The sequence below is a fragment of the Novilysobacter selenitireducens genome, assembly GCF_020026895.1.
Taxonomy (GTDB): domain Bacteria; phylum Pseudomonadota; class Gammaproteobacteria; order Xanthomonadales; family Xanthomonadaceae; genus Lysobacter_C; species Lysobacter_C selenitireducens.
In genome coordinates this window covers 1-288 of the sequence record NZ_JAINZW010000070.1, presented here as the reverse complement: position 1 = coordinate 288, position 288 = coordinate 1, and the positions used below count along the sequence as shown (strand labels likewise).

Sequence of the window (288 nt, the reverse complement as noted above, 5' to 3'; positions counted from 1 at the left end):
AAACGCACCCTCGAGCGCGATCGGTTGCTGTTGAGGACTGCTGCTAACGACTGGTATCTCGTCGTCGCCGACTGCTTCCGCATGCGCTCGACCATCAGTTTCACGCATTCTCTCGAGCTCATCTTCTTCCCTCATGCGCGCGCGCAAGCCGCTCCAGCCATCTTGATCAAAGCTCTCCGATGCAGTGTAGCTGAATCCACGGAAGTTTTCTTGCAAACTGCGTGAGATGGGGCTGGCACTGCGTTTCTTCTTGGGCTTGTTGGCCATGGTGGGTAGGATAGCCTGTGG

General features: G+C 56.6%; 1 protein-coding gene. It reads right to left on the bottom strand.

All coding sequences use genetic code 11. The features are described 5' to 3' along the window. Positions 1-267, bottom strand: a 267-nt coding sequence (locus tag K6753_RS14540) for a hypothetical protein (RefSeq protein ID WP_223677178.1), incomplete at its 3' end; no start/stop codon positions are given. Between the last annotated feature and the right edge of the window lie 21 nt (positions 268-288).